Source organism: Bacteroides sp. AM37-9, assembly GCF_003603455.1.
GTDB lineage: Bacteria > Bacteroidota > Bacteroidia > Bacteroidales > Bacteroidaceae > Bacteroides > Bacteroides xylanisolvens.
Genome location: NZ_QTNF01000002.1, coordinates 150,855 through 169,325 on the forward strand (window position 1 = coordinate 150,855; position 18,471 = coordinate 169,325).

Genomic DNA, 18,471 nt, shown 5'->3' on the forward strand with positions numbered 1-18,471 from the left:
GATGAATTTCTTATCCATATTCGTACTTATCCCCTTATTGATGCTGGCCGGACTTTGGGCAGCACGAGGAATCAAAGCCATCCGGGGGGTTATGGTTACTGGCGCATCGGCACTTCTGATTGCCTCCGTCGTACTTACATTCCTGTATCTGGGAGAGCGTAGCGCCGGAAACACGGCAGAAATGCTTTTCCGTGCAGATACGCTTTGGTATGCCCCGCTTCACATATCTTATTCAGTAGGTGTTGACGGAATTTCGGTAGCCATGTTGTTATTGTCTGCTGTCATCGTATTCACCGGTACATTCGCTTCCTGGCGCCTGCAACCGCTGACGAAAGAATATTTCCTCTGGTTCACCCTGTTGTCTATGGGAGTATTCGGATTCTTTATATCCGTCGATTTGTTCACCATGTTCATGTTTTATGAAATTGCGTTGATACCGATGTACCTGCTGATTGGTGTATGGGGATCAGGACGTAAAGAATATGCAGCCATGAAACTGACCCTTATGTTGATGGGCGGTTCCGCTTTCCTATTGATCGGTATTCTCGGAATCTATTTCGGCTCGGGAGCAACCACCATGAACCTTCTCGAAATTGCACAGTTGCACAACATACCTTTTGCACAGCAATGCATCTGGTTCCCGCTGACTTTCCTCGGCTTCGGTGTATTGGGCGCCCTTTTCCCGTTCCACACATGGAGTCCTGACGGTCACGCTTCTGCCCCGACTGCCGTATCCATGCTTCATGCCGGAGTATTGATGAAACTGGGAGGTTACGGATGTTTCCGTATCGCCATGTATCTGATGCCGGAAGCAGCCAACGAACTTTCCTGGATATTCCTGATACTGACAGGTATCTCTGTAGTCTACGGAGCCTTCTCCGCTTGCGTACAGACCGACTTGAAATATATCAATGCTTATTCATCCGTATCTCACTGCGGACTGGTTCTTTTCGCCATTCTGATGCTAAACCAGACAGCAGCAACAGGAGCAATCCTTCAAATGCTTTCACACGGATTAATGACAGCCTTGTTCTTTGCTCTGATCGGTATGATATATGGACGTACACACACACGTGACGTTCGCGAACTTGCCGGTTTAATGAAAATTATGCCGTTCCTTAGTGTATGTTATGTGATTGCCGGTCTTGCCAACCTCGGTCTGCCGGGATTAAGCGGTTTCATTGCTGAAATGACCATCTTCGTCGGCTCTTTCCAGAACAACGACGTATTTCACCGCACACTGACCATCATCGCCTGCTCTTCGATTGTGATTACCGCAGTCTACATCCTGCGCCTGGTAGGTAAGATTCTATACGGAACCTGCACCAACAAACATCACCTCGAACTGACCGACGCAACTTGGGACGAACGTGTAGCCGTTATCTGCCTCATCGTTTGCGTTGCCGGACTAGGTATGGCTCCTTTCTGGGTTAGCCACATGATTGGTGAAAGCGTATTACCGGTTGTCTCACAACTAATCCCCTAACTCATAAATCATAATTCTTAATTCATAAATAAACAAGATGGATTATTCACAATTTCTAAATATGCGAGAAGAGCTGTCGCTCATAGCTGTCTTACTGCTGCTATTTCTAGCTGACCTCTTCATGAGTCCGGATGCACACAAAAATAGTGGGAAAGCACGCCTGAACACCATGTTGCCCGTTATTCTGATGGCTATCCATACGGCTATCAACTTGATTCCGGGAACTGCTACCGATGCATTCGGTGGTATGTATCACTATGTACCGATGCACACAGTTGTTAAATCGATCCTGAATGTCGGTACACTGATTGTTTTCCTGATGGCGCACGAGTGGATGAAAAGAGAAGATACTTCATTCAAACAAGGAGAATTCTATGTGCTTACACTCTCTACCTTGTTTGGTATGTATCTCATGATTTCCGCCGGACATTTCCTGATGTTCTTCATCGGTCTTGAAACAGCTTCTATTCCGATGGCAGCATTGATTGCCTTCGATAAATACCGTCACAACTCTGCCGAAGCAGGTGCCAAATACATTCTGACAGCTCTTTTCTCCAGTGCATTGCTGTTGTTTGGTCTGTCCATGATCTATGGTTCTGCCGGGACTCTTTATTTCGATGACCTCCCTGCCCATATCGACGGAAATCCGTTACAGATCATGGCATTTATATTCTTCTTCACAGGAATGGCATTCAAGTTATCACTGGTTCCGTTCCACTTATGGACAGCAGACGTTTACGAAGGTGCTCCGAGTGCAGTTACCGCTTATTTGAGTGTTATATCAAAAGGATCGGCAGCATTTGTTTTATTGGCTGTCCTTATCAAAGTATTCGCTCCAATGATTAATGACTGGCAGGAAGTACTTTATTGGGTAACCATCGCTTCTATCACTATTGCCAATATATTTGCTGTCCGTCAGCAAAACCTGAAACGTTTGATGGCGTTCTCCAGTATTTCGCAAGCGGGATATATTATGTTAGGCGTTATTGGTGGTACAGCACAAGGCATGACAGCATTGGTATATTATGTATTAGTGTATGCTGCCGCCAACCTCGGAGTATTTGCCGTTATCACTATCGTGGCATTACGCAGCCAGAAATTCACGCTCGAAGATTACGCAGGACTTTATAAAACGAATCCCAAAATCGCTCTTTTGATGACTCTGTCTCTGTTCTCATTGGCAGGCATCCCTCCGTTTGCCGGATTCTTCTCTAAGTTTTTTATCTTCATGGCTGCTTTCGATGCAGGTTTCCACTTGCTGGTATTCATCGCATTGGTAAATACAGTGATTTCGTTGTATTACTATCTATTGATTGTAAAAGCAATGTACATCACTCCTTCCGACAACCCGATTCCTACTTTCCGCAGCGATCGTTGCACAAAATGGGGACTAGCACTTTGCACATTGGGTATCATCGGACTGGGTATTGCAAGTATCGTATATCAATCTATCGATAAACTGTCGTTCGGAATTTAAACGGACTACACCTTTTCACCAAAGAAACGGTCTTGGTTTCATGTCAGTATCAATCGACATCAAAACCAAGACCGTTTCTTCTATATAAAAGCCGCTTTTATTAATGAGGAAGGAAGATATTCACCTGCCTTATTACCACTCTACCGGGCACAGTTCATCTCTTCCGTCACGATCACTCCGGGAATAGTAAACCAAAACCTTGATCCTTTTCCTTTTTCAGAATCAACGCCAATCCGCCCACCTAATTGTTCAACGATGCTCTGACAGATAGAAAGTCCCAATCCTGTACCGTGTACAAAAGAATTAAGCTTCACAAAACGCTCAAAGATATGTGGCAACTGCTCTTTTTCAATACCGATGCCTGTATCTTCAACATAGAATTCCAATTCGCCATCTTTTAGTTTATATCCCACATGAATACTACCTTCAGAGGTAAACTTCATTGCATTGTTAACAAAGTTAGAGATCACCTGATGTATACGGTTACGGTCACTAATGACATGACAAACCGGAAGATGATCATCAAACACCAGTTCCACCTCTTCTTTCGCTTTCATCCCCATAGAGCGGACAATATCCTCACATAACAGATTTACATCTACATCTCCGTTAGTAAACTCAAATGTACCCGCTTCAATCTTTGACAAATCGAGTATATCTGAAATTAATTGCAACAAAAGATCATTATTCTCACGTACAATCTTAATATACTCCTGACGTTCTGCCAGCTCTTCAGTTTCTACCAGCAAATCGGAGAAACCGACAATGGCATTCAGCGGCGTACGGATTTCATGACTCATATTGGCAAGGAAAGCACTTTTCAAACGATCCATCATCTCTGCTTTATCACGTGCCTGAATCAATTCGGCTTCAGTCTCCTTCAATTCTGTAATGTCATAATTGATACCGATGATTTCTATTTCATTTTCTTCCGGTTTATAATTGGTGACCATTACATTACTGCTGACCCAATTCCATTCGTTCTTCGTTCCGGGACGACGAATACGCATCTCCCCTTGGAAATGCCTCCTTTTTCCGTCTCTGACTCCATCATAAAAATCGAGGAAACGCTTGCGGTCTTCGGGATGCATTTGGCTATAAACTGCTACCACCTCACTCAAAGGAATATCTTCCTCCTCACCTAAATTCTTATACCACTGTTTTATAGCATAACCTTTGCGGTTCAAGAGATTCAACTTGGCATATCCTACTTTTGCATAATCGGATATCATCAAGAAGAAATTCTCAAAATCACGAATACGGTTCATTGCATCAATACGCTCCGTATTGTCAATGCTTATTAAAATATATCCGCTGAAGTTACCCTCATTATCATATAGTTTACTAACCTTCGAATATAGTTCTATCACATTAGAACGGCTTGTCTCATAATATCCTCCTGCTTGCTCAAAAGAATAATTAAGTCTGAAATCCACCAGATCTTCATTCCGCACACGATCACGAATCCCCTGCGGCACATTCGGATTCTCAAAGAAATTAACCCCTATCACATCCGATTTATTCACTACACCGAATATTTCTAAATCCTTATTATTCAAATCTATCAAATAGCCGTCCTTATCGTAGATCTCTACTCCTGCCGGAATATTAGCAAAGATATTCTTAAAGAGTTTTTCACTACGATCCAATGCCCGGTTAGCTTGTACCGATCCCGTAGAATCGAGAAATAGACCGACTATTTCGTCCTTTCCGGGAGAATAAATCACCCAATGCGTATACCGTTCCGTTCGAGAGAAATATTCATCTTTCTCTCTATAAGAATTACTATCCAGTATTTCTTCCAGAAAATTAAGTTTTTGGAGATAGTCAGGATGCTTTTCAGATGCCAAAGAACCAATATACGACTCCAAAGGAAGCCCGAAAAAGGTTGAACTGACCTCATTCGCATCCGTCACCCGATAATCGCAAGGTTTATTATTCTCGTCACGGATAATGGACATACGTATATATCCCATCGGCATAAAATGAAACAGATTATTTAGGAAAGTCTGTTCACGGATTACCTTGTCCTTAGTTTTACGCAACTCGATACAGATATTTATAATATTTCCCAATGAGGAGAACCATTGAAAATCTTCATTACTCCAGTCATGGTAAGTCTCAACCAAATCAATCCCCATATATCCCCAAACGCGGTCGCCTGTCATCAAAGGAGTCACCATTAACGATTTGATTCCCTGAACTACAAGAATCTGATATTCATCAGGAGCCTCTTCTAATAACTGCTCCAGTGTATTTAAAATAATCGGCTTGCCCGATAATATCTGTTCACTCCACCATTTTGACTCATTGGCAGGCATGTCCTGCAGATTGTCTATCTCTGCCGATACTCCTTCAGAAACCACTTCGTAGATACAACTATGATGGGCATAATTTTCGTCGTATTCAAAAATATAAACACGCCCTTTCCCATTATAAAGATTCAGAATATCTCTTAGAATATCTGCGATACAAGATTCTACCGCCTCATCACGGAGGAAACGAAGCAACGATTGCGAAACAAAATTCTGACGACAAAGCAAATCATTCACACGCCTTAAGGCATCCCTTTGATCTTCTTCCTTGGGAGCCTCGACACGCTGGATTACTCCGAAGGACTTATCTCCTCCACCAGCCCCTGTACCCTTTTCACGAAAAGCCAGACGGGTATGCAACCAGACCTCACCATATTTTGAATGAATAGGGAAAGTTTGTTCATAAAAGTCCTTATGAATAGAAGAATTTGCCCGGAACTCCTGGGCAATCTGCTTGCGATAATCTTCACGTATCAGGTTCAGAAAATCCGAAGTAGAGATGGTGTCGCCGTCCAATCCCAAAAGATCAGAAAGATAATCGGAACATAAATAATATCCTGCCGTTAAATCTACTTCCCACCACCCGATTTGTGCAAGAGAAGCCATTTTTTTGTATCGCTCGTTGTCTGTCTGCATATTTTGTATTATTGTAAGACAATAGGTTGACAAATATACAAAAAAGGTAATCACTGATACCATAAAGGAGCAAATAAAAAAGCTAAAAGAAGATTACGAAAATAAATAAATAGAATATGGGAGAATCTGTTTGTTACAAATTCTCCCATACCTCCTATTGAAAAATACGGACTCCGCTAACCTATATCTTATTATAATGAGGAAATATTATATCCAGTCCAAGTAAACAGGGATGCATCTGCACCAGTATTCGTAGTCGGCTCGGTAAATGTATTCAATGTACCGTTCAGCTTATTCTTAAAGTTCAATGTATGGGTGATACTGATGCTGGAAGACGCACTTCCTGCCCCTTTACTGTCATTCATATCAATCAAATCGATTGTACCGCCTGAACCTTTGACAAGGGCATTGGTGATCGTAGCTTTTGCTCCACGACGGATTTTAATCACATCTTGCATACGGTCTACATTATCCGTTGTATTGGCAGCATTATTTACGATTGTCATATTTTCAACCACAAAGTCCGACTGACGTAAATGATCCGGATAAATGCCATCCAAGTTACCATCTGCTTCAATGCCGCGCGGATCTGCTTCCGTACTGGTATAACCGCTTTCCCAAACACCATAGCAGTTTTTCAATTTACCGGAATATCCTTGAGTGAAGTCGAACATGTCATCATCCGGGTTCACAGCCAATAGGTTGGTTACATTCACCGTACCGCCAAAGAATTCGACGGCATCATCCGCACTCTCAAGAATGTAGATATTCTCGATCTTGGTACCGTTTCCAACACCGTTCAGTGTCAATCCGTTGTGCTCGATATCGGCAGTAGAGCGGGCACCGGCATAGCAGATTTTCACATAAGTCAGTGAACCGGAATTGTCATTATCGACATTACCACCGTATTTATAGTTGTTGTCGATTTCCGTCAGACCTGTATCACTCTTATTGGCGTTCGAACCGGAAATCGGAGCTTTACCATTGATAATGATTCCTCCCCAATAGCCGGATGTAGGGGTTGTTGAATTGGCAGTGAAAACAATCGGTTTATCAGCTGTACCGTCAGCATAAAGTTTACCGCCCTGTGCTACCAGCAGATAACTGCTGAAACCTTCGCGAGCCTTAATCGTTGTTCCGGCAGGGATATTCAGACGGCCTCCATTTTCAATGACTACCGTTCCGTTCAGAATATATTCCTTAGCTTCCAGTGTCTGTTCTCCGGTCAGCGTGCCGGACAGGATATTTTCGCCCACAACAATAGAGCTACCGGTCCCACCGTTGTTTCCACCATCTCCGTTACCATCTCCGTCACTATCACTGCTACATGCAGTCAATGTAAGTGCTGTTGCCATAACGGCAAACGTCATAAAGTTCACAAACAATCTTTTCATTTTGCTTTCATTATTAGTTAATAATCTTATTTCATCACCCGGTTTAGAATGTACACGACACTCCCAGGCTTATATTTATTCCTTTCTTATAATCATTCAATATCACCTTTTCCCCGTTTTCGTTCGCTTTGCGGCTTAACTTATAAGAGGGATTCAGCAGGTTGCGGGCTTTCAGGTTAAGCGAAAGATGCTTGTTCAGTTTGGCTTGGGACACAAAATCCAGTGTCAGTACTCCCTGCTCCATTATATCCTGATAGCCCTGTGTGCCAATGGTATATATTTTATCACTCACATAATTAAGTACCAATGTATTGACAAAACTGCGTTCTCCTTTCGTGAAGTTATGCGAGAGGTCGAAATTGACAATCCACGGTGCGGCTCCTTCCAGTTGCGAACCGGTGGTAACCGTTGCCAAAGGCATTTTTGCATTCGTGTAGATATAAGAGCCATTCAATCCCAAAGAGAGTTTATTCATTCCGTGCGCAGCATTACTCACCGGACGGACAAACAGATTCTTACGTATTTCTATCTCCACTCCTGCCACGGTTGCCTTATCCGCTATATTCTCATAAGAAAGATAACCTCCGGCGCTTGCCACTTCAATGCGGGATATCGGATTCTTAATCAATTTATAGAAAGCCGTGAGAGAAATCAATTCGGTCGGAGTGGGATTAAAGTCCCACTTCAGATCAAGGTTATAATTATCCGAAGGTTTCAGATTGGGGTTACCCTGACTGTTGAAGTTCACGCCGACATAACGGTAAGGAGATATTTCCTTTGCCTGCGGAAGCGTATATGTTTTACTAACTCCCAGGCGAAACGAGTTTTTATCATTCAGATTGTATTTGAGATTCAAGCTGGGCAGGAAATAATCTTTTTGAATGGTATTGTTTCCTTTAGAGCCTCCACGATTCACATTGTAATCCACTTCAATATCTACCTTGTCGTATTTCATTCCCAGATTCACAATCCAACAGGGAGTAAACTGGTAGGTAGCCTCGGCATAAGCGGAATGGATATTCTTTTTTACGGTATATTCATCTAAGTTCTTCTGTATCTTGAACCAGTCGGAAGCAAAGTTTTCCTGATTATAATAATCGTCAAGCGAGAAGTCGTCCAAAGAAGGGATGACAGAAACATGTCCTACGGTCAGGTTATACTCCGTAGCTTTGAAGTTATCATCTACGAATCGGCCTGTATATCCGAAACGGACATTCGAAATCTCTTCTATATTATCTTTCAGACGATAGACCAAGCCTGCTTTTACATTCAAGTCGTCTTCATCTAAAGTTGAGAAATAGCGCTGTTGTGAGTTGCCCCTTAGCAACGTATAGCCGTCTTCCGCTTTAGTCAGGTTATTGATACGACGATCCGGTTCATAGCCTTTCACCATATTATAGGAAGCACCTGCATCGAGACTTAATGATTTGGTTAATCCCCAGTTAGTCATCAGTTGGTTAACGATCAGCATATTATCATTCGTTTGTTGGCGACGGGTGAATCCGAGGTTTTCATAGTCGTCACTAAAAATCGAGTTCTTACCGTTGTAATCGCCCACCGACTGGATATTGGCATGAATCATCATCAAATTATAACTGATGTGATGACGGTTCTGCATATCGAAATCCACATTGGCAAGTGCCAGCTGACTGATATTCTCGGCATACTTCTTTCCATTCATATCTTTGTAGACCGTACCGCCGGTAGTTGTATTACGTATGATTTCATCCGTATACTGATAGTCCGTCGTATGTCCGGCAGTCAGGAAGAAAGAAAGCGGATTTTTGTCTTTTCCGACATAGAATCGTTTACCTCCGGAAATACTGTAACTCCGGTTGATTTGCAAATGTTGAGCGGAAGGGTCTAACTTATTTCTGAAGTTCCATGAGTTTTCATCGGCAGGTTCGGTACGATTGGCAAAGCCCATGAAGTTCACTCCATCCTGTTTCAGAAAATCGGCTGCTACCGTTTGTGTATTCAAGCCACCGGAAATGCCGAATCCCAGATGACCGCTACCAATGAGTTCTTTGGATACAATATCAATGGTTGCCCCTCCGACATCGCTGCTGCCTCCCGCGTTGAATGCTTTATTTACGCCTACGGACTGAATAATGTCCGTACCGAAGAAATCAAGAGAGATATTCTTATATTCCGGGTCTTCGGAAGGAAGAGCAAATCCATTAAAAGTAGTTGCATTGTACCGGTCACCCAATCCACGGACAAAGACATTTTTCACTCCGTCTTGTTTAGACACTCCGGCAACTTTCGTCACAGCACCTTCTGCATCCGAAACACCCTTACGGGAAAGCTCCCTGACACCAACAGATTGTACGGCAATGACTGCTTTTTGCTGTTCGAGCAACAGCATATTCTCATTTTCCCTATTCTTCTTAGCTACAACCACCACATCGGCAAGTTCCTGTGCATCGGTTTCCAACTCCAGATTCAGTATCACCAGTTTTCCATTCTCCACACGCACTTTACGGCGCACTTCGGTTTTATAGCCTACATATTTAATCTCAATATCATACATACCTTCCAGAACGCCCATGCTGTTCAATTCGAAATTACCCTCCATATCGGTCACTGCTCCGGCTTGAGTTCCGAGCAAACGTATCGTAGCTCCTATCAAAGGTTCCTTGGATAGTTTGTCTTTCACAGCTCCTTTAATCTTGATATTGGCAGCCAATGCAGGAAGTACACACAACAGGCAAAAGAAGGCCGCCACTGAAAATCGGATAAGAAATAGTTTTTTCATCTAACTTTGCTCTACGTTTTAATTACGCTGGCAAAGATAGAGGGTGAGCATTACAACCGTAAGACGAAAAAAATACAATCTATTGAAAGAGTCATTGCAAGATGATGACAAGATGTTACAAACGTATTATCAATCAGTTACGCTATTAGTTTAACTTGTTTATAAGCAAATTTAAGACCGGAACTTCACTCTTTTATCTCTCATTATGCATAAAATTAATCGGCTGACAGTTGTGAGAAGGTGAAAATTTTGGCTGATAGTGTATTTCCACCCGTTTGTCGTCAAAGATATGTTTCATCGCTTTTCAATGCATTACGCAAAGAAACACCGATAGCTCCTTTCCCACTAAGTATATATCCAACGTTGGACTTTCTTAAAAAAAGAACAGGCATAATTGACTTGAAACTAAATATCATTATCTTTGTGAATGTTTCACGCTAAAAACAGATATGCGTCATGGAAGAGAATTTCAGAAGATATCCGATAGGAATACAGAACTTTGAAGATTTACGCAATAATGATTGTGTCTATGTTGATAAAACAGAATTGATTTATCGTTTGACTCATACAAATAAAGTCTATTTTCTAAGTCGTCCCCGACGCTTTGGGAAAAGTTTGCTGGTTTCTACACTAGAAGCTTATTTCCTGGGAAAAAAAGAACTGTTTCAAGGCTTGGCTATGGAGACTCTGGAAAAGGATTGGACGGTCTACCCGGTACTACACTTTGATTTTAGTGTGAGTAAATATATAACCGCTGATATGCTGTCAGCCGTTATTAACCGCCAATTGCTTTTATGGGAGAAAATTTATCAACGGGAAGAAGGAGAAACGACTTTCAGTTTACGTTTTGAAGGAATTATTCGTCGTGCTTACAAACAGACGGGTAAACAGGTGGTGGTATTAATAGATGAGTATGACTCACCAATGCTGGACAGCAATCATAATGATGAAGTTCAAAAGGAAATACGTAATATCATGCGGGATTTCTTTAGTCCACTGAAAGCCCAGGGACAGTATCTTCGCTTCTTATTATTGACAGGTATCAGCAAATTCAGCCAAATGAGTATCTTCAGCGAGTTGAATAACTTGCAGAATATCAGCATGAGGGATGATTACAGTGCCATCTGCGGCATCACCGAACAAGAGTTGCGCACGCAGCTACAAATTGATATTGAACAAATGGCGCAAGCCAACAAAGAAACATACGAGGAAGCCTGTGTACATTTGAAACAACAATATGACGGCTATCATTTCAGTGAGAACAGTGAAGATATTTATAATCCATTCAGTTTGTTCAATGCATTCGCACAGAAGAAGTATGCCAATTTTTGGTTTTCGACCGGTACTCCCACTTTCCTGATAGATATTCTGCAAGAAAGCAATTTTGATATCCGGGAACTGGATAACACGACCGCCACCGCCGAACAGTTTGATGCGCCCAGCAATAGAATCACCGATCCTCTTCCGGTGCTCTACCAAAGCGGTTATCTCACAATTAAGGAATATGATCCGGATTTCCAACTGTATACACTGGCTTATCCCAACAAAGAAGTAAGAAAAGGATTTATCGAATCGCTAATGCCCGCTTATGTGCATCTGCCTGCACGAGAGAATACATTTTATGTAGTGTCCTTTATTAAAGACTTGCGTATCGGTCATTTAGAAGAATGTCTGGAAAGACTGAAATCTTTCTTTGCGTCTATCCCGAATAAACTGAACAACAAGGAAGAGAAACATTACCAAACTATCTTTTATCTGTTTTTCCGGCTGATGGGACAGTATATAGATGTGGAAGTGGATACAGCCATTGGAAGAGCAGACGCGGTTGTGAAACTTCAAGATACCATCTATGTTTTTGAATTTAAAGTAGATGGTACACCCGAAGAAGCATTAACGCAGATTAACAGCAAAAAGTATGCTATTCCGTATCAGGCGGATCACAGGAAAATAGTTAAAGTAGGTGTAAACTTTGACAGTGCCACACGAACGATTGGTGAGTGGAAGATAGAACTCGGGAGTTAATCACCGAGTTCATAAAAGAGAATGCGCTAAATCAATTTCTTTTTCTTCCGGTAGTTCTCGCGAAACTCTTTAGGCGAACAACTCTTTTTCTTCTTGAAGATCCGGTTGAAATTGGAAAGGTTATTAAAACCGCACTCATAACAAATCTCGGCGATAGACATCGTAGAATCTACCAGCAACCGGGAAGCAAAGCCCAGCCGAATATCAATGATATAATCGGAAAGATTCTTGCCTGTACGCAGTTTGAAAAAGCGGCTGAATGACACATCCGTCATCCCAACCATATCAGCCAACTGCCCCAGACGTATTTCTTCCTGATAATGTGTATTGATGTACTCCTGCACTTTCTGCACACGCCGGCTGTCCGAATGAATATCTATCTTGGCAAAAGACGAACTGGACAAGGTACGCGCTTCTTCTTCAAAGAGAGAAAGTTCATACAGGATCGTCATAAACTTAATGACCGCATAAAATCCTTGCTTCTCGGAAGCAAGCGTATCCAGCAACGGATATATTTTGAGTATGGCAGACATCGGGAAACAAAGCCCTTTTTGTGCTTTATCCAGCATCCGGCGGATAGAGTCGAACTGATTCTTATTGATAAAGCTCTTGAAGAAAAGATCGGAAGAAAACTGAATCGTAATCTCCCGTATCTCTTTCGAATGGCAGTCGTTCTGTTCCCAGACGTGTTCCAAATCTTTTCCTGTTATCAATACCAAATCATAATCACCTATCACTTCGGAAGAGTCTCCTACAATCCGCCTTACTCCGGCAGCCTTTTCGGTGAAGTTCAATTCAAACTCGGAGTGGTTGTGTATAGGATAAGTGAATTCCGTTTTATAACGTTCCGCAATGTAAAAGCAATCCTTATCTGACAAAGGAGTGATTTCACGGATAATCTGGTTGGATAACGGTGTAGTCATAGTAATTACAATTTATAAGCGTTTTATCGTTTGATTAGTTTTCTATCTTTACCCCTATCCGATGCAGGTCTGCCCCCGACGGGTTTTGGAAGACACGCAAGTCGAATTCGGGAATAATGGCAAGCACATGATCGAAAACATCTGCCTGTATGCCTTCGTAGGCAACCCATACTTTATTGGCAGAAAAAAAATAAAGTTCCAATGGGATACCGGTTTCAGTAGGCTGAAGCTGACGTACCATACAGGTCAGGTCTTGGTTGACGGTAGGCAGACTCTTCAGATAGTTAGTCAGATAGGCCCGGAAAACTCCCAAGTTTGTTTGCCGACGTCCATTCACTAACACAGAGTTGTCGATATGATGTTCCTTATTATATTCTTCCACTACCTTTTCCGTTTCATCCACATAGTCTTTCAACAGTTGTATCTTCCGGTATTTTGCCAACATCTCCGGTGTACAGAAATGCACACTGGTCATGTCTATATTGATGGAACGTTTCACACGACGTCCGCCGGATTCCTGCATTCCCTGCCAGTTTTGGAAAGAATCACTAATCAATAGATAAGGAGGAATGGTGGTGATGGTATTATCGAAGTTACGTATTTTTACGGTATTCAATGTTACTTCTATCACCGTACCGTCCGCACCGTATTTCGGCATCGTGATCCAATCGCCCACCTTCAGCATATTATTGGCGGAAAGCTGAATGCCGGAGACAAATCCCATGATACTGTCCTTGAAAACCAACATCAGAACCGCAGCGGAAGCTCCCAATCCGGTCAGCAACACTACCGGACTTTGCTTTATCAGAATACTGATAATGATGATAGCTCCTATAAAGAAGAGAATGACTTGCGCTGTCTGCAAAAGCCCCTTCAAAGGTTTGTCTTTATATTGTTCACGCGCGCTATATACCAGATACACAGCCGTGAACAAAGCACTGACGAAGCGAAGAAAGACTGCAAGGATATAAATCATGCAAAGTCTTCGAAGAAAATCAAGCAAAGCAGAGTCTGCATGTTCGGGGAAGGCAATAGGAATAGATATATAAATCAATATAGGCGCCACCATCCTGCTGATGTTCACCATTACTTTATCATTAAATACAATATCATCCCAAGTAGCTTTTGTCTGTCTCACCAATTTAGCCACGGTACGCAGAATAATCTTGCGGCAAATCAGATTAGCCAATAATGCTATTCCAATAATAAACAATAAGATGATAAAGTTATCAATCTTATCAGCCATAGCTTCATCCACTCCCATCGAGAGCAAAGCATGATTCACCTCTTGCATCACTACATTACCTGCTTCTTCCGGTTGCCCGTTTGCTAATGCCACACTCACTGTATCAACCACTTCTTTTACTTCTTTCATAAGCAATCGTCTCTCTCTTTTTTAGTTTTTCTTTTATTTATGATCTCTGTTTCTTTTCTTCTTTATTCTTTCCTTCTTCCAAATATTCACTGATATCCTGCCGTAGCCAATCATAATGGAAGAGTCTTTTGTAGGCTACATTCTTCTTGAGCATGATTTCTACATTCACCTGGCTGTTCTGATAACAAGTCAGTTCGTTTCTGAATTGCTCATTGTGTTCGGCCAGTCGCTTGATTTCCTGTTCCCGTTCACGACGCAATACGGTGCAGACCGGAATCAGTAGTTTCATTACCACATTATCCATCACATGGTGTCCCTGCATATACAAGTAAGTAGTTTCCGGCACCAAGCCCAGCTCTTTAAATTCAGTCCGCAATCCATTCACCTGATTAATGTTATGGGGGAATTTCCTTTTCAACTCTGCCAACTTCTGATTAACCCGTTGTTGAAGGGATTCCAAGCTCTTTTCCGGATGCCGGAGATTAATCTCGCGCAAAGAAGTATAAGTATGGAAATCGTACATGGGGAAAGTGTAAGTATCCCGTTGGCGATAGAACCATACGTTCCAGAGGAAAAGCGGATATACTATTTCAGAGTACTTCTTCAGGTAGAAGTTGAAATCTAAAATGGAACGGTCATTCAACGTAGCCTGCACACATACTTCGTGAAGGCTTTCGGCAAAACAATGATAGTTTTCAATAGCATAGGTATAAGTCTGAAAAATATACCTGTTCCGATTGATTTTACGGGAAGTATTGGTAGCTCCCTGCAACAGGAAATCATAGTCACTGTCCACACAGGCAATCAGACTTCTCCCCAATTCGGCTGTATTCAGCGTGTTCATGAGTACCATCTTTTTTCCTTTTGCCAGGGAGGTGGCCGAAGGAAGCATCACTTGGAAATAGTGTTCGTCGTCTTCAAACTCTTCAAGCAATGTGCGCCAGAAAGCGATGTCGTCATAGCTTTCTACGTAAGCGATGATACGTCGGCGGGCTTTCTTCGGATAAAGCTTATGGGCGGCATTGAAATAAGAAGAAGTCAGATTATCTCGTAGTGAAGTTGCCATTTGTTCAATTACAGGTTACGAATTACAAATTACAGTTGGGAGAATCCTTGTCGAGCTTGTGCCCTACGGTGGTAGATATATCACTTACTTCTGTCACGGCATCCAGCCAGCCTTCCATAATGACGGCAGGCGAATGGGTAGTCAGGATAATCTGCACATTCGGATTCAGTTCACGTATCATAGCAATCAGTTTCTGCTGCCATTCTATATGAAGGGAGGCTTCCGGCTCATCCATAAACAATACACAATGGCTGTTGTCCTGCACGAGTACGGTCAGCAGGATAACCAGCATTTGCTTTTCACCGGACGACAGTTTATAAGGGAATAATAGTTCGCCATCCTGATAGAAAGCGATATCGTTCCGTTTCCGGTCTATCTTTTTGCGTGTATAGCTGAACAGTTCGTCAATCATATCCTGAAAACGACGTTTGGCTACAGATAATGTAGCTGCTTTACGACGCTCTTCTTCATCAGTGCTGGAAAGCATTTCAATCATCTTATTACCAATGTTGACCTGATAATCGAGGTAACGGCGTTGCAAGAGATAGAGTTGCCAGTCCAGTTCAGACTTTACATTCTTGTCGGCCATGCGGGCTGTGAAGTCACCCATAATCAGGGGACGGTCGTAGCTTCGGATGACGTCATAAGGAATATAGGTTGCCTGGGGATTGTCGAAAAAGAGACGCACTCCGTTCTTCTCGTCACTTTTCATTTCACCGGAAAGTTCTTCGAGGTATCCCACCGAACGGTTCAGAATGGTAGTCTTCCCCACTCCGTTGATGCCGGAGAGGATGTTCACATCGGGACGCAAATCCCATCCTATATTAAAGCGTTCCCATAGTCCGTGTATCTCGATACGACGGATATAATTGGCTTGTTGTTCCATAATATTCAAGTTTAATCAAGGCAAATATAAACAAATCATACGATAAAAGACTACCTTTGCAACCGTTTTCTCTATTTGATTGTTAATGATATCAGAGATATGGTAAAATAAATAGTATCAACATGGACAAAAGTAAGAACCTGTATGGTCATTTGTTTGCGCTTACAGCAAACGTTATGTGGGGATTAATGTCTCCCATCGGTAAGTCGGCTCTTCAAGAGTTTTCTCCAATTTCTGTCACTACATTCCGCATGGTAGGGGCAGCAGCCGCTTTCTGGATCCTTTCTATATTTTGCAAACAGGAACATGTGAACCATCAGGATATGCTGAAAATTTTCTTTGCTTCACTGTTTGCGCTAGTATTCAATCAAGGAGTGTTCATCTTCGGGCTTTCTATGACTTCTCCTATTGATGCTTCTATCGTAACTACCACTCTACCGATTGTAACAATGGTTGTAGCAGCTATCTATTTAAAAGAACCGGTGACAAATAAAAAAGTACTGGGAATTTTTATAGGTGCTATGGGAGCGCTCATTCTCATTGTGAGCAGCCAGGCAGGAAGCAACGGAAATGGAAGCCTGATTGGTGACTTGCTTTGTCTCGTTGCACAAATCAGTTTTTCCATATACCTGACTGTATTCAAGGGATTGTCTCAACGATATTCGGCAGTAACGATTAATAAATGGATGTTCATATATGCTTCGATGTGTTACATTCCGTTCTCCTATTATGATATTTCTACGATTCAATGGACTTCTATTTCCACTGTCGCCATTCTACAGGTACTTTATGTCGTATTAGGAGGTAGTTTCCTCGCGTATCTCTGCATTATGACTGCACAGAGGCTGCTCCGTCCTACGGTAGTCAGTATGTACAATTATATGCAACCGATCGTGGCTACGATTGCAGCAATCGCGATGGGTATCGGAAGTTTCGGCTGGGAGAAAGGGATTGCTATCGCACTTGTATTCCTAGGAGTATATATTGTGACTCAAAGTAAATCGAGAGCTGATCTTGAAAAAGCAGAAAAGCCTCATTTCAAATCCTCAAAATAAGTATCGAGCAGACTTCTTGCAGCTATAAACGAAGTCAGGTTGCCTTTCAATACCTGCTGTTCTTTTTCTAAGAGCATCGCTTCAATCTTCGGATTATGATAAAAGCTGTCACGAAGTTGTTCATTGATGCTTTCATACATCCAATATTTACTTTGCTCGTTGCGGCGATATTCAAAATAGCCGTTTTCTTTCACGAAGTCAATGTATTCGTAAATCATATCCCAGACCTCCTTCACTCCCAGGTTATAAAAACCGGAGTAAGTCAATACTTTGGGAATCCATCCGGATTCAGGCGCAGGAAACAGATGCAATGCATTACGGAATTGAGTGGCAGCCAACTTGGCACGTTCCAGATTATCTCCATCGGCCTTATTGATAACGATACCATCCGCCATCTCCATAATACCACGCTTAATCCCTTGCAGTTCATCGCCCGTACCGGACAACTGAATCAACAGGAAGAAATCAACCATCGAGTGAACAGCCGTTTCGCTCTGTCCCACTCCTACGGTCTCCACAAAAATCTTATCGAATCCGGCAGCTTCACAAAGAATAATCGTCTCACGTGTTTTGCGTGCCACTCCTCCCAAAGAACCGGCTGACGGACTAGGGCGGATAAACGATTTAGGATGCACGGAAAGCTGCTCCATACGCGTTTTATCCCCTAAGATACTGCCTTTACTACGCTCACTACTAGGGTCGATGGCCAATACCGCCAGTTTGCCCCCCTTTTCGAGCACGTGCAGACCGAATACATCTATGGATGTACTCTTTCCCGCACCGGGAACGCCGCTGATACCAATCCGGATCGAATTACCGGAAAATGGCAGACACTTCTCTATGATTTCCTGTGAGACAGCCTGATGTTCAGGCTTTACGCTTTCCACCAATGTCACAGCCTGACTCAATATGGTGACATCACCTTTTACGATACCTTCTACAAACTCTGCTACTGAAAGTTGGCGTTTCTTAGGTTTCCGCTTTAAGTAAGGATTCACAGATGAGGGTTGCTCAATGCCTTTATTGACAACAAGCCCCTTATATTCTTCATTATTTTCAGGATGTTCCATAATCATAG

12 protein-coding genes are annotated in these 18,471 nt (G+C 42.4%); 4 read left to right on the plus strand and 8 right to left on the minus strand.

Translation table 11 applies throughout. From position 1 onward, the window contains the following. The first annotated feature begins 1 nt into the window (after window position 1). Window positions 2-1,486 carry a NuoM family protein gene (locus tag DW862_RS01875; protein ID WP_004312107.1) on the plus strand — a complete coding sequence of 495 codons (1,485 nt, stop codon included), beginning with the start codon at window positions 2-4 and terminating at the stop codon, window positions 1,484-1,486. 37 nt (window positions 1,487-1,523) lie between these two features. Continuing rightward, on the plus strand, window positions 1,524-2,963 hold the full coding sequence (locus DW862_RS01880; RefSeq protein WP_074707404.1) for an NADH-quinone oxidoreductase subunit N: 1,440 nt from the start codon (window positions 1,524-1,526) through the stop codon (window positions 2,961-2,963). A gap of 140 nt (window positions 2,964-3,103) precedes the next feature. On the opposite strand, the gene DW862_RS01885 is transcribed toward DW862_RS01880, so the two are convergent. From DW862_RS01885 to DW862_RS01895, 3 genes are all read right to left on the minus strand, one after another. Continuing rightward, a complete protein-coding gene (locus tag DW862_RS01885; protein WP_120067194.1) occupies window positions 3,104-5,914 on the minus strand; it encodes an ATP-binding protein in 2,811 nt (936 codons plus the stop codon). Window positions 5,915-6,105: 191 nt separating this feature from the next. After that, window positions 6,106-7,308 carry a hypothetical protein gene (locus tag DW862_RS01890; RefSeq protein ID WP_120067195.1) on the minus strand — a complete coding sequence of 401 codons (1,203 nt, stop codon included), beginning with the start codon at window positions 7,306-7,308 and terminating at the stop codon, window positions 6,106-6,108. 43 nt (window positions 7,309-7,351) lie between these two features. After that, window positions 7,352-10,066: a TonB-dependent receptor gene (locus tag DW862_RS01895; protein WP_120067196.1), complete on the minus strand. Its 2,715-nt coding sequence runs from the start codon at window positions 10,064-10,066 to the stop codon at window positions 7,352-7,354. A 456-nt stretch (window positions 10,067-10,522) separates the two neighbouring features. Between DW862_RS01895 and DW862_RS01900 the strand changes: the two genes are divergently transcribed. Further along, window positions 10,523-12,088 carry an ATP-binding protein gene (locus DW862_RS01900; protein WP_120067197.1) on the plus strand — a complete coding sequence of 522 codons (1,566 nt, stop codon included), beginning with the start codon at window positions 10,523-10,525 and terminating at the stop codon, window positions 12,086-12,088. A 26-nt stretch (window positions 12,089-12,114) separates the two neighbouring features. On the opposite strand, the gene DW862_RS01905 is transcribed toward DW862_RS01900, so the two are convergent. Genes DW862_RS01905 through DW862_RS01920 form a run of 4 tightly spaced genes read right to left on the minus strand, consistent with a single transcriptional unit; the run spans window position 12,115 to window position 16,338 of the window. Further along, window positions 12,115-13,011, minus strand: a complete 897-nt coding sequence (locus DW862_RS01905) for an AraC family transcriptional regulator (RefSeq protein ID WP_004315639.1) — start codon at window positions 13,009-13,011, stop codon at window positions 12,115-12,117. Window positions 13,012-13,045: 34 nt separating this feature from the next. After that, a complete protein-coding gene (locus DW862_RS01910) occupies window positions 13,046-14,386 on the minus strand; it encodes a mechanosensitive ion channel family protein (RefSeq protein ID WP_008776530.1) in 1,341 nt (446 codons plus the stop codon). Between the two features lie 37 nt (window positions 14,387-14,423). Continuing rightward, window positions 14,424-15,452 carry a DUF4435 domain-containing protein gene (locus tag DW862_RS01915; RefSeq protein WP_004315637.1) on the minus strand — a complete coding sequence of 343 codons (1,029 nt, stop codon included), beginning with the start codon at window positions 15,450-15,452 and terminating at the stop codon, window positions 14,424-14,426. A gap of 22 nt (window positions 15,453-15,474) precedes the next feature. Then, window positions 15,475-16,338, minus strand: coding sequence for an AAA family ATPase (locus tag DW862_RS01920; RefSeq protein WP_004315636.1), 864 nt, complete (start codon window positions 16,336-16,338; stop codon window positions 15,475-15,477). 122 nt (window positions 16,339-16,460) lie between these two features. On the opposite strand from DW862_RS01920, the gene DW862_RS01925 reads away from it, so the two are divergent. Beyond that, on the plus strand, window positions 16,461-17,393 hold the full coding sequence (locus tag DW862_RS01925) for a DMT family transporter (protein ID WP_120067198.1): 933 nt from the start codon (window positions 16,461-16,463) through the stop codon (window positions 17,391-17,393). Here the strand turns inward: DW862_RS01925 and meaB are convergent. Then, window positions 17,372-18,463 (minus strand): methylmalonyl Co-A mutase-associated GTPase MeaB, encoded by a 1,092-nt coding sequence (gene meaB / locus DW862_RS01930; protein WP_120067246.1) that lies wholly within the window; start codon window positions 18,461-18,463, stop codon window positions 17,372-17,374. The genes DW862_RS01925 and meaB overlap by 22 nt on opposite strands. Window positions 18,464-18,471: the final 8 nt, after the last annotated feature.

What these genes read in the sequence shown, in the direction of transcription:
- DW862_RS01900 (WP_120067197.1), top strand. Translation starts at nt 10,523, where the DNA reads ATGGAAGAGAATTTCAGAAGATATCCGATAGGAATACAGAACTTTGAA.
- DW862_RS01885 (WP_120067194.1), bottom strand. Translation starts at nt 5,914, where the DNA reads ATGCAGACAGACAACGAGCGATACAAAAAAATGGCTTCTCTTGCACAA.
- DW862_RS01895 (WP_120067196.1), bottom strand. Translation starts at nt 10,066, where the DNA reads ATGAAAAAACTATTTCTTATCCGATTTTCAGTGGCGGCCTTCTTTTGC.
- DW862_RS01925 (WP_120067198.1), top strand. Translation starts at nt 16,461, where the DNA reads ATGGACAAAAGTAAGAACCTGTATGGTCATTTGTTTGCGCTTACAGCA.
- DW862_RS01890 (WP_120067195.1), bottom strand. Translation starts at nt 7,308, where the DNA reads ATGAAAAGATTGTTTGTGAACTTTATGACGTTTGCCGTTATGGCAACA.
- DW862_RS01875 (WP_004312107.1), top strand. Translation starts at nt 2, where the DNA reads ATGAATTTCTTATCCATATTCGTACTTATCCCCTTATTGATGCTGGCC.
- DW862_RS01880 (WP_074707404.1), top strand. Translation starts at nt 1,524, where the DNA reads ATGGATTATTCACAATTTCTAAATATGCGAGAAGAGCTGTCGCTCATA.
- DW862_RS01905 (WP_004315639.1), bottom strand. Translation starts at nt 13,011, where the DNA reads ATGACTACACCGTTATCCAACCAGATTATCCGTGAAATCACTCCTTTG.
- DW862_RS01920 (WP_004315636.1), bottom strand. Translation starts at nt 16,338, where the DNA reads ATGGAACAACAAGCCAATTATATCCGTCGTATCGAGATACACGGACTA.
- DW862_RS01915 (WP_004315637.1), bottom strand. Translation starts at nt 15,452, where the DNA reads ATGGCAACTTCACTACGAGATAATCTGACTTCTTCTTATTTCAATGCC.
- meaB (WP_120067246.1), bottom strand. Translation starts at nt 18,463, where the DNA reads ATGGAACATCCTGAAAATAATGAAGAATATAAGGGGCTTGTTGTCAAT.
- DW862_RS01910 (WP_008776530.1), bottom strand. Translation starts at nt 14,386, where the DNA reads ATGAAAGAAGTAAAAGAAGTGGTTGATACAGTGAGTGTGGCATTAGCA.